10 protein-coding genes are annotated in these 11,735 nt (G+C 38.0%); 9 read left to right on the forward strand and 1 reads right to left on the reverse strand.

The features are described 5' to 3' along the window. Window position 1 precedes the first annotated feature (1 nt). The 6 genes from M3183_RS01045 to M3183_RS01070 all read left to right on the forward strand — a co-directional run bounded on the left by M3183_RS01045 (window position 2) and on the right by M3183_RS01070 (window position 6,722). The gene (locus M3183_RS01045) at window positions 2-838 is read left to right on the forward strand and encodes a TlyA family RNA methyltransferase (protein ID WP_251465524.1); all 837 of its coding nucleotides are present in this window, start codon (window positions 2-4) and stop codon (window positions 836-838) included. A 125-nt stretch (window positions 839-963) separates the two neighbouring features. Then, window positions 964-1,413: a transcriptional regulator AhrC/ArgR gene (gene ahrC / locus M3183_RS01050; protein ID WP_251465525.1), complete on the forward strand. Its 450-nt coding sequence runs from the start codon at window positions 964-966 to the stop codon at window positions 1,411-1,413. Between the two features lie 16 nt (window positions 1,414-1,429). Next, the gene (recN, locus tag M3183_RS01055) at window positions 1,430-3,130 is read left to right on the forward strand and encodes a DNA repair protein RecN (protein WP_251465526.1); all 1,701 of its coding nucleotides are present in this window, start codon (window positions 1,430-1,432) and stop codon (window positions 3,128-3,130) included. A gap of 273 nt (window positions 3,131-3,403) precedes the next feature. Continuing rightward, window positions 3,404-4,690 carry a SpoIVB peptidase gene (gene spoIVB, locus M3183_RS01060; RefSeq protein WP_251465527.1) on the forward strand — a complete coding sequence of 429 codons (1,287 nt, stop codon included), beginning with the start codon at window positions 3,404-3,406 and terminating at the stop codon, window positions 4,688-4,690. Between the two features lie 288 nt (window positions 4,691-4,978). Next, a complete protein-coding gene (gene spo0A, locus M3183_RS01065) occupies window positions 4,979-5,773 on the forward strand; it encodes a sporulation transcription factor Spo0A (RefSeq protein ID WP_251465529.1) in 795 nt (264 codons plus the stop codon). A 232-nt stretch (window positions 5,774-6,005) separates the two neighbouring features. Continuing rightward, window positions 6,006-6,722 (forward strand): glycerophosphodiester phosphodiesterase, encoded by a 717-nt coding sequence (locus tag M3183_RS01070; protein ID WP_251465531.1) that lies wholly within the window; start codon window positions 6,006-6,008, stop codon window positions 6,720-6,722. 24 nt (window positions 6,723-6,746) lie between these two features. Here the strand turns inward: M3183_RS01070 and M3183_RS01075 are convergent, their stop codons facing one another. After that, window positions 6,747-6,983, reverse strand: coding sequence for a DUF2627 domain-containing protein (locus tag M3183_RS01075; protein ID WP_251465532.1), 237 nt, complete (start codon window positions 6,981-6,983; stop codon window positions 6,747-6,749). 159 nt (window positions 6,984-7,142) lie between these two features. On the opposite strand from M3183_RS01075, the gene M3183_RS01080 reads away from it, so the two are divergent. From M3183_RS01080 to buk, 3 genes are all read left to right on the forward strand, one after another. Next, the gene (locus M3183_RS01080; protein WP_251465534.1) at window positions 7,143-9,218 is read left to right on the forward strand and encodes a sigma-54 interaction domain-containing protein; all 2,076 of its coding nucleotides are present in this window, start codon (window positions 7,143-7,145) and stop codon (window positions 9,216-9,218) included. Between the two features lie 215 nt (window positions 9,219-9,433). Beyond that, window positions 9,434-10,537, forward strand: coding sequence for a branched-chain amino acid dehydrogenase (bcd, locus tag M3183_RS01085; RefSeq protein WP_251465537.1), 1,104 nt, complete (start codon window positions 9,434-9,436; stop codon window positions 10,535-10,537). 77 nt (window positions 10,538-10,614) lie between these two features. Next, the gene (gene buk / locus M3183_RS01090; RefSeq protein ID WP_251465538.1) at window positions 10,615-11,718 is read left to right on the forward strand and encodes a butyrate kinase; all 1,104 of its coding nucleotides are present in this window, start codon (window positions 10,615-10,617) and stop codon (window positions 11,716-11,718) included. Window positions 11,719-11,735: the final 17 nt, after the last annotated feature.

The following is an 11,735-nucleotide window of genomic DNA, read 5'->3' on the forward strand; positions in this document are numbered from 1 at the left end:
CATGAAAAATAAAGAACGGTTAGATGTATTACTTGTTGAAAGAGGGCATTTTGAGACACGTGAAAAAGCTAAGCGGGCTATCATGGCAGGGCTTGTGTATACTAATGAGGGACGTTTAGAAAAACCAGGAGAAAAAGTCAAAATTGATATACCTCTTACTGTAAAAGGGCATGCGATTCCATATGTCAGCCGCGGCGGTCTAAAGCTGGAAAAAGCTCTTAAAGTATTTGAGGTAGATGTTGCGGATAAAATTCTTTTGGATATTGGAGCATCAACAGGAGGTTTTACCGACTGTGCCTTGCAAAATGGCGCAAAGATGTCTTATGCACTAGATGTTGGATATAATCAGCTTGCATGGAAACTAAGGCAGGATGAACGGGTAATTGTGATGGAGCGGACCAACTTTCGTTATGTGACCCCCTCTGATTTACATGAGGAAATGCCAAACTTTGCAACCATTGATGTTTCATTTATTTCGTTAACTTTAATTTTGCCGGTATTGAAAACGTTGCTTGTTACTGGCAGCGATATCGTGGCTTTAGTGAAACCACAATTTGAAGCAGGACGTGAGCAGGTAGGAAAAAAAGGAATTGTCCGTGATCCAAAGGTCCACCTGCAGGTAATTGAAAAAATTATTGATTTTTCTTTAAGCCAAGGATATATAGTCAGGAATTTATCATATTCACCTATCACTGGCGGGGATGGGAATATTGAATTTCTGCTTCATCTTAATTGGGACGGAGAAAAGGGTTCCGGTGTGAATCAACTGCAAATAACACCCCAAGAAGTTGTCAGCAAAGCACATGAAGAATTTCATACCAAACAGGAAGAAGGATAGGCATCTGCTTATCCTTTTATGTATATGTATGTATTTTTATGTACAATTTTGTTTAAATGGGCTAACATAATGGTAAGTGACACTTTACTACAATATTCTCATATGTTAATCATTGGGGTGAAATAATGAACAAAGGTCAACGTCATATCAAAATTAGAGAAATCATTGCAGGAAATGATATTGAAACACAGGATGAATTGGTTGATGCATTAAAAGAAGCTGGCTATAATATCACCCAGGCTACAATCTCACGTGATATCAAAGAATTACATCTTGTGAAAGTACCTTTAAGTGATGGACGTTACAAATACAGTCTGCCTGCGGATCAAAGGTTTAATCCCTTGCAAAAATTAAAAAGGGCGTTGGTTGATGCATTCGTCCGGATTGATTCAGCCGGGCATTTATTAGTTATGAAATGTCTGCCGGGAAATGCAATGGCGATTGGTGCGCTGATTGACCACTTGGAATGGGATGAAATTTTAGGAACGATTTGTGGCGATGATACGATTCTTATCATTTGCAGAACACCTGAAGATATTGAAGTTATTACAAACCGTTTCCTTGATATGCTTTAAATAGGGGGAATAGTTCTTGCTTGCAGAACTTTCAATTAAAAATTTTGCTATTATTGAAAACCTGTCAATTTCTTTTGAAAAGGGCCTTTCTGTTTTAACAGGGGAAACTGGTGCTGGAAAGTCAATTATTATTGATGCAATCCATTTGTTAACTGGAGGCAGAGGTTCAGCAGAATTTGTCCGCCATGGAGAGGAAAAAGCAGAAATTGAGGGATTATTTCAGCTTGATCCTGATCATCATCCTGTCTACCAAAAGGCGTTAGAATTTGGAATTGAAATTGAAGACGGAATGATTGTTTTACGGCGGGACATTTCCCATACTGGAAAAAGTGTCTGCCGTGTAAATGGGAAATTAGTCACAATTTCAACACTGCGGGAAATTGGGGCATCCCTTGTTGATATACACGGCCAGCATGAACATCAAGAATTAATGGATGAAACTAGACATTTACCATTACTTGACCAATATGGCGGAAAGGAAATAGCCGCTTCCTTAAATGAATATCAGCAAATCTTTCATCGCTTCGAGCAAACTCAAAGCCGTTTAAAGGCATTAAGTGAAAATGACCAGCAAATGGCCCATAGACTTGACTTGATTTTATTTCAGTATGATGAAATTCAAAAAGCAAATTTAAAGCTTCATGAAGATGATGAACTATATGAAGAGAAAAAGAAACTATCGAATTTTGAAAAGATATATGAGGCGGTTCAATTAAGTTTTACTGCCCTTCAGGGAGAACAGAAAGGGCTTGATTGGGTCGGAATGGCAATGGGCTACCTGGAGGATGCGGCAGCGATTGATACTGCTTATAAAGATATTTCTGAAGCTGCAGCCAATTGTTTTTACCAGTTAGAGGATATTTCACGGACTTTAAGAAATGAACTAGATACTTTAGAATTTGATCCTCAAAGACTAAATGAAATTGAGGACCGCCTGAATGAAATAAACCAACTCAAGCGTAAATATGGTAAAACCATTCAGGAAATATTAGAATATGAGGCAAAAATAGAAGAAGAAATTGAAACCATTCAGAATAAAGAAACACATATTGATGAATTGGAAAAAGAATTAGCATCCATTAAAAAGGATTTGGCTGTTGAAGCAAAACAATTAACCGATCTTCGCCATAAATGGGCAGCTAAGCTGACAGGACTCATACATAAAGAATTAAAAGAACTATATATGGAAAAGACGGTTTTTGAAATTAAGTTTGAAACAGATGAAGATCATTTTTCAAGAGATGGCTCTGACTATGTGCAATTTTATATTTCGACAAATCCCGGCGAACCATTAAAACCATTATCAAAAGTTGCCTCCGGGGGAGAATTGTCCAGAATTATGCTTGCTTTAAAAAGCATCTTTTCTAAACACCAAGGAGTAACTTCAATTATTTTCGATGAAGTTGATACTGGTGTCAGCGGCAGGGTAGCCCAGGCAATCGCCGAAAAAATTTATAAAGTGGCACTTGATTCGCAAGTATTATGTATTTCTCATCTGCCACAAGTAGCTGCAATGGCAGACACCCATTTGTTCATTTCTAAGAAGGTAAAAGACGGCCGTACATCTACAGCTGTTGCACCGCTTAATGATGCAGAGAAAATTAAAGAAATAGGCCGTATGATTTCAGGGGTAGAAATCACCGATTTAACAAAGAAACATGCGGAAGAATTATTGCATTTGGCAGAGGACACAAAGAAAGCCGAAAAAGTTCGTTAGACATTTTTTTTTAGAATTTGAAAAGCTACCCATCTTGGGTAGCTTTTTTATATAGAACGCAGTTATAAATGACTGTTAAGGAGGCAAAATTAAAGATGTAGCCATTTTTATCTGCATTAACGTGCAGCAAGCCCCCACTCAAAGGTTTAAGCTTAAGAAAGAAGAATTAGCGGGGGAACAACTGCCGTATGCGCCCGATTGATTTTAACACAATCAGCGGGAATTGAAGTTTTACCTTAATTGCAGCAAATAGAAGCGAGGAGAGTGAAAAGTTTGAAGATAGAGACGATAAGAAAAATTATTGGTGGAATTCTCCTTGTTTCATTAATCAGTATTATTTTTTTTCAACCTTTGCGTCAATATGTAAGTATCCCAAAGTCGGTTACAATGTTTGAAGGACAGGATTACAAAATTCAAAAGGCTGCCCCGGTTACAGCCGTACTCCAATCTAATTCAAATATTTCACTTAATCAGGAAAAAAACGCGGTCTCATTAGAGGCCAGGGCCACAGGCAAAAATGAAATGCTGTTAGAATATGCTGGTATCCCCATTAAGAAGGTCGATGTAAAAGTATTAAAGGATTTTCGTGTTATTCCAGGCGGACAATCTATTGGTGTAAAATTAAATACAGTTGGCGTCCTAGTGGTTGGTCACCACTTAGTAAATACCGCAAATGGAAAAAAGTCTCCAGGTGAAACTGCAGGAGTTAAAGTTGGAGATATTATAACAGAAATCAACGGAAATAAAATTGAAAAAATGACAGATGTCGCCCCATATGTTCAAGCTGCTGGAAAAGATAAAAAAGCTTTAGATTTGGTCATCAGCCGTGAAAATGGCAAATTCAAAACAAAATTAACACCTTTAAAAGACAAGGGTGAAAATTCCTATAAGCTGGGATTATATATTCGAGATTCTGCCGCAGGAATTGGAACAATGACATTTATTCACCCAGGGTCTAAGAAATATGGTGCTTTAGGACATGTTATATCAGATATGGATACAAAACAGCCAATTGTGGTGGAAGATGGACAAATTGTACGCTCCACAGTTACTTCCATTGAAAAAGGGAGTAATGGAGACCCAGGGGAAAAATTAGCTCGTTTCTCTAATGATCATGAGATTGTAGGAAATATTAAGAAAAATAGTCCATTTGGTATATTTGGCCAATTAAATAAGGGGCTTTCAAATGGTATAATGGATAAGCCGCTTCCTATTGCATTATCTCATCAAGTGAAGGAAGGTCCGGCAAAAATATTAACGGTAGTAAACAATGATAAAGTTGAAGAATTTGACGTAGAAATCGTCAGTACCATACCGCAGAAATTTCCTGCCACAAAGGGCATGGTTATCAAAATAACTGATCCAAAACTTCTTGAAAAAACAGGTGGTATTGTCCAAGGAATGAGCGGCAGTCCGATTATTCAAAACGGAAAATTGATTGGCGCTGTAACCCATGTTTTCGTAAATGATCCGACTTCAGGATATGGAGTCCATATTGAATGGATGTTGAATGAAGCTGGAATTAATATATATGAAATGCCAAATGACAAAGCAAGTTAACAATGAATATTTTAAGGCAAAATAGGCTTTTTATCCTATTTTGCTTCTTTTTACATATCTCTTTATTGACAAATCTTCTATCCATATTTGGTGAATTTGCGTTTTTCGTCGAAATAAGAAGAAAAACGAAGAAAAAATAAGATTTTATCACTATTTTAAGAAATATTAAAAAAATGAGAGGAATTTTTGTTGCATTGTCGAATTTGTAATTTAGAATAGAAAATAGGCATTATACAGGATTAATTTGATAAATAGAGAATTTGTGATGACCTGAGGGAGGAACTGAAGTTGAAAAAAATTAAAGTGTGTGTCGTGGATGACAATAGAGAATTGGTTGGATTGTTAGAGGATTACATATCCTCTCAAGAAGATATGGAAGTGGCGGGAGTTGCCCATAACGGTCAAGAATGTTTAGATATGCTGAATACAGCGGAACCGGATGTATTGGTTTTGGATATCATTATGCCCCATCTTGACGGATTAGCGGTTTTAGAGCGGCTTCGTGATTTAAAGAAAGGGATTTTACCCAATGTAATAATGTTAACAGCATTTGGTCAAGAAGATGTTACAAAAAAAGCTGTTGAACTAGGTGCATCATACTTCATCCTAAAACCTTTTGACATGGAAAACTTGGGCAGCCATATTCGCCAGGTAAGCGGAGGCGGCCATTCGATGAGTGCACGTAAAAGTGCAACTCCTAATTACCGTGCACAGGCTGAATCCAAACCTAAGAATTTAGATGCCAGCATTACAAGCATCATTCATGAGATTGGAGTTCCTGCACACATTAAAGGATATTTGTATTTACGTGAAGCCATTGCCATGGTCTATAATGATATCGAGCTGTTAGGCTCCATTACAAAAGTGCTTTACCCGGATATTGCCAAAAAATATAATACAACTGCCAGCCGTGTTGAAAGGGCAATCCGCCATGCGATCGAAGTTGCATGGAGCAGGGGAAATATCGATTCCATTTCTTCGTTATTTGGTTATACAGTCAGCATGACCAAAGCAAAACCCACTAACTCTGAATTTATCGCGATGGTAGCGGACAAATTACGTCTTGAACATAAAGCTTCTTGAAAGGAATAAAAATCGAAAAACCTCAGAAATGGGGTTTTTTTTCATCCTCTTGAATGAGGATTGAAGGGGAAAAAATTATGTATCTGCATACTCTGTTCTATAGGCATTTTTAGAAGGGGTTATTTTGGGATTAAAAAGCGGTGTTGATTTTAACACTTTGCTGATTACATCTTTAAAAGCGAAGTGCCTAAAGCAGACACAGCTTTATTTTTTATGAATGGAAGTGAAAAAAATGACACAAATAATTGCCCATCGAGGATACTCCACTTCATTTGCCGAAAATACAATGAATGCCTTTATTGGAGCAGAAAATGCAGGTGCAGATGGAATTGAACTGGATGTCCAATTAACTAGTGACGGTGAAATTGTGGTAATTCATGATGAGAAGGTGGACCGGACAACGAACGGCCATGGTTTTGTAAAAGATTTTTCCTATAAGGAAATTAGAAAATTAAATGCCAACAAAAAAGGAATTAAAAAGGAGCCGATTCCATCATTGGAAGAGGTTTTTGAATGGATGAAAACGAACCAGCTAATATGTAATATTGAAATGAAAAATGGTTTATTCCCTTATGAGGGGATGGAAGAAAAGGTGATTAAACTGATTAGAAAATTTGGATTGCAAAATAGAATTATTATTTCTTCTTTTAACCATTACAGTATCGTATATTGTTATCGATTAGCTCCGGAAATTGAGACAGCTCCGCTTTTTCTAGAAGCTATCTATATGCCATGGATTTATTCACAATCCATTAGAGCGAAAGGAATTCATCCTAAACATTCAACCATTCCTGATCATATCATCACTACTACAATGGAAAATGGTATTGCTGTAAGGCCGTACACGGTAAATAGGGACTTAGATTTAAAACGGCTGTTTAAGTTAAATTGTACTGCAGTCATCACAGATAATCCTGTAAAAGCATTGAAATGTAAAAAACAAAAATAAAAGAGACCATAACCATGGCCTCTTTTATTTTTGTTTAAATCTGGCCTGGATTTTATTTCTTTTGCGGTCACGATGAAATATAAATCCACCCAAAAATCCCAAACCAGCGACAAATAATAATAACCCGACAAGGAATTGCAGCCATAAATGTGAAAAGGGCGGCTGAAGAACTCCAAAGGTCATATCACGCATTAACTTAATACCTAAAGCTGCCAAAAACCCTGGGATTAAAAGAGTAATTAGGGCAATTAAACGTATCATAAATAAATCCTTCCATTTTGAATTATCATAATTCCTATTATCTCTCTTAAGAAAAGAATAGTCTATAGATAGAATTTGTCAATCGAATATTTTCGAGTTACAATGTAATGTGAAAAATGTTGCATGAAAAAAATTTCTGGTCTTAAAAGGGGTGGACTCATGCAAAATGTCCTTATTGTTGGTGCTGGCAAAGGTGGAACTGCCATTTTAAAAATATTGAAGGAATCTGAAGTACTGCATGTTTCTGCGGTTATTGACTGTAATGAGGATGCACCAGGAATTTTACTAGCCCGGCAAGAGGGAATCAAGACAGGCATAGAATGGACTCCGTTTTTATCTGAACAGATTGATATCATCATTGAGGTGACAGGGGATGATGAGGTATTCCAACAGCTGAGAAATGAAAAAGATAAAAAAACGGTTTTGATTCCGGGCAGTGTTGCTTATCTTGTTGCAAGATTAATGGAAGAAAAAGAAGAGTTAATTAAGAAACATCAATACGAATCCTATCTTCAGGAGCTAATCTTCAATGCTTCAAATGATGGTATGGTTGTGATTGATAAAAAAGGAAAAGTCATTTTATACAACGACAGAGCGGAAGAAATGATGGGGGTTAAAAGAGAACAGGCCATTGGCAGATATGTAGTCGAAGTAATTCCAAAGAGCCGCCTGCCAATCATTCTTAATACACGCAGAACTGAAATAAATCAAGAGATGATCTTAAGCAATGGACGCAAGATTATCACAAACAGAATCCCCATTATTGAAGAAAATGGAGCATTAATAGGAGCCCTTGCTGTATTTAAAGATATTACCGAAGCAGTTAAATTGGCGGAAGAAATTACGGATTTAAAGGAAATTCAAACCATGCTTCAAGCCATTATCCATTCCAGTGATGATGCTATTTCGGTAGTGGATGAAAATGGGAAGGGGATTCTAATTAATCCTGCTTACACCAGAATTACTGGTCTTACCGAGGAACAGGTGATAGGAAAGCCTGCAACAGCTGACATTTCCGAAGGGGAAAGTATGCATATGAAGGTGTTGAAAACGAGACGGGCTGTACGCGGAACATCAATGAGGGTAGGGCCAAATAAAAGAGAAGTTATCGTTAATGTTGCCCCCATCATCGTAAATGGAAAATTAAAAGGCAGCGTTGGTGTTATTCACGATACATCGGAGTTGAAATCGCTAAGCAGGGAATTGAACCGGGCGAGACAAATAATCCGAAATCTCGAAGCAAAATATACCTTTGAAGATATTATTGGAAAGTCCGATGAAATGATGCTGGCAATTGAACAGGCCAAGCTGGGTGCAAAAACTCCGGCAACCATCCTTTTACGCGGCGAATCAGGGACAGGTAAAGAACTATTTGCCCACGCAATACATAATGCAAGTGATCGTAAATATAACAAATTTATCCGCGTAAACTGTGCCGCGATTTCTGAAACACTTTTGGAAAGTGAATTATTCGGTTATGAAGAAGGAGCATTTTCAGGCGCTTTAAGAGGCGGGAAAAGAGGTTTATTCGAAGAGGCGAATAATGGAAGTATTTTTCTCGATGAGATTGGTGAATTATCTGCAAATACTCAGGCCAAACTGCTTAGAGTCTTGCAGGAAGGGGAAATTATACGAGTAGGTGGAACGAAGCCGATTACGATTAATGTGAGAATTATTGCTGCAACAAACGTCAACTTGGAAAAGGGTATTGCGAAAGGGACGTTTAGGGAAGACTTGTATTATCGGCTAAATCGTATGCCAATCCACATACCGCCGCTAAAGAATCGTAAATCTGAAATACCCATTCTGTGCGACCGCTTAATTCAAAAAATAAACCGGGACTATGGAAGGAATGTCACTGGAATTACTGACGAGGCACTTTCCTATTTGATGAGATATGACTGGCCGGGAAATGTAAGAGAACTTGAAAATATTCTTGGCAGAGCGATTATTTTTATGAAATATTTTGAAACAAATATAGATGTTCAACATTTACCTGATTTAAATCATAACAAAGTGCAAAATGAGCATGTAGAAAAAATAGATATCGAATACGCTGCAGGGGCGCGGCCTCTATCTGAAATGGTAGAAGAATATGAGGCGCGAATCATCCAACAAACACTTTCCGGTTTAAAAGGAAATAAAACCTTAACAGCCAAAACACTTGGATTATCTGTAAGAAATTTATATTACAAACTGGAAAAATATAAACTTGAAAATAATGGCATGCAATAATTTTCACACTATGAAAAATTTTTCTTGTATCAGGGATAGGTGAATAAAACGTTTTCATAATTTGGTTTTGGCATAATACTTGCATCTTGGTTAAATGGAGTTACTGTAAAGGATGTTTGGGAAGATGTCTGCTTGTTGCACGATTTCAAAAATGACCGGGACCATTGCTCCTGAAACAAACATAGATGTTTTGACAAAATGAAGGAGGAAGCAGCATGGAGATTTTCAAGTATTTAGAGAAATATGATTATGAACAACTAGTCTTTTGCCAGGATAAACAATCTGGATTAAAGGCGATTATCGCTATTCATGATACAACGCTTGGGCCGGCACTAGGCGGTACAAGAATGTGGACATATCCATCAGAAGAGGCCGCGATTGAGGATGCCCTGCGTCTGGCTAGAGGGATGACATATAAAAATGCTGCTGCCGGATTAAACTTAGGCGGTGGAAAAACAGTTATTATCGGAAATCCTAGAAAGGATAAAAATGAAGCAATGTTCCGGGCATTTGGCCGCTATATCCAAGGACTAAATGGCCGTTATATCACTGCCGAAGATGTTGGAACAGCTGTCAGTGATATGGATCTAATTCATGAGGAAACGGATTATGTGACAGGAATTTCACCTGCCTTCGGTTCATCTGGAAACCCCTCGCCTGTAACAGCCTATGGTGTGTACCGAGGAATGAAAGCTGCAGCAAAAGAGGCTTTCGGTTCTGATACTTTAGAGGGGAAAAAGATAGCCGTCCAAGGCATCGGCAATGTCGCTTACACACTTTGTCAATACTTGCATAAAGAAGGAGCACATTTAATTGTTACAGATATAAATAAAGAAGCTGTTAATCGTGCGGTTGAAGAGTTTGGTGCAAAGGCGGTTAATCCCGATGAAATTTATGGAGTTGAATGTGATATTTATGCACCGTGTGCTCTTGGGGCTGTCATTAATGATGGAACCATACCACAATTAAAGGCAAAAGTAATCGCAGGTTCGGCAAATAATCAATTAAAGGACACAAAGCATGGGGATATCATTCATGAGATGGGGATTGTATATGCCCCGGATTATGTTATCAATGCCGGAGGGGTCATTAATGTTGCAGATGAGTTATATGGTTATAACCGTGAACGTGCAATGAAAAAAGTTGAAACAATTTACAACAGTATTGAAAAAATTATTGAAATCTCCAAACGTGATAGAATTCCAACCTATGTTGCAGCAGACCGCATGGCTGAAGAAAGAATAGAAAAAGTTCGTAATTCCAGAAGTCAATTTTTACAAAACGGACACCACATCCTAAGCCGCAGAAGTACAAGGTAGGATATGCAAATAGAGGAAAGCGCTGAAGATCATTCAGCGTCTTTGCCTTTATGAAAATTTATTTGGAGGTAACGTTTTTGCTGGAGAATGTGTATCGAATTCTAACTATTAATCCAAGTACCACATCTACAAAGATAGGGATTTTCGATAATGAGGTATCCGTTTATGAAAAAATCATTGATCATGATACCGAAACTCTTCAATCTTTTCCTAGTATTATGGATCAATATGAATTTAGAAAAAGGATGATTTTAGAAACATTAGATCATGAGGGCATCAATATTTCAAAATTAAGTGCAGTTTCAGGACGCGGGGGTTTGCTTCGGCCAATTGAAGGGGGAACCTACTCTGTAAATGAACAAATGCTGACAGATTTGCGAGATGGATATTCAGGAGAGCACATCTCAAATCTGGGTGGAATTCTTTCGTATGAAATTGCTTCAGGTTTAAATATTCCAGCTTTTATTGTTGATCCTGTTGTCGTTGATGAACTTGATCCAATTGCAAGGATTTCTGGTTTTGCCCTGATAGAAAGGAGAAGCATCTTCCATGCCTTGAATCAAAAAGCAGCAGCCAAAAGGTTTGCTAAGGAATTTGGAAAAAGCTATGAGGAGTTAAACCTAATTGTGGCCCATATGGGTGGGGGAATCACAATTGGTGTTCATAAAAAGGGGAGAGTAGTGGAAGTAAATAATGGACTTAACGGTGAGGGCCCTTTTAGTCCGGAACGAGCAGGTACTGTGCCGGCTGGTGATTTAGCAGCTCTTTGTTTTTCAGGAGAATATGACAAAGAAGCCGTGATGAAAATGTTGATTGGTCAAGGCGGACTGGTAGGTTATCTAGGGACTCATGATACAGTAAAGATTGAAGAAAGAATAGCGGCCGGGGATGGCGAAGCAGCATTTATTTACGGAGTGATGGCCTATCAGACTGCAAAAGAAGTAGGAGCTGCAGCCGCTGTTTTATCCGGTAAGGTAGATGCAATTATCTTAACGGGCGTGTTAGCACATGGGAAACATCTTGTTAAATTAATAACTGACCGAATCAATTGGATCGCTGATGTGTTTGTTCATCCAGGTGAAGATGTGCTTCAGGCTTTAGCAGAGGGAGCGCTTCGTGTTTTAAGAGAGGAAGAGAAGGTAAAGGTCTACCCTGGAAACCTTAGAAAAGTGAAAATATAAAATTCGGAGGAAAACAA

Source organism: Neobacillus mesonae (assembly GCF_023715155.1).
Classification (GTDB): Bacteria; Bacillota; Bacilli; order Bacillales; family Cytobacillaceae; genus Neobacillus; species Neobacillus mesonae_A.

Coding starts and splice junctions, on each gene's coding strand:
- M3183_RS01045 (WP_251465524.1), top strand. CDS start 2: ATGAAAAATAAAGAACGGTTAGATGTATTACTTGTTGAAAGAGGGCAT.
- ahrC (WP_251465525.1), top strand. CDS start 964: ATGAACAAAGGTCAACGTCATATCAAAATTAGAGAAATCATTGCAGGA.
- M3183_RS01070 (WP_251465531.1), top strand. CDS start 6,006: ATGACACAAATAATTGCCCATCGAGGATACTCCACTTCATTTGCCGAA.
- M3183_RS01075 (WP_251465532.1), bottom strand. CDS start 6,983: ATGATACGTTTAATTGCCCTAATTACTCTTTTAATCCCAGGGTTTTTG.
- M3183_RS01080 (WP_251465534.1), top strand. CDS start 7,143: ATGCAAAATGTCCTTATTGTTGGTGCTGGCAAAGGTGGAACTGCCATT.
- bcd (WP_251465537.1), top strand. CDS start 9,434: ATGGAGATTTTCAAGTATTTAGAGAAATATGATTATGAACAACTAGTC.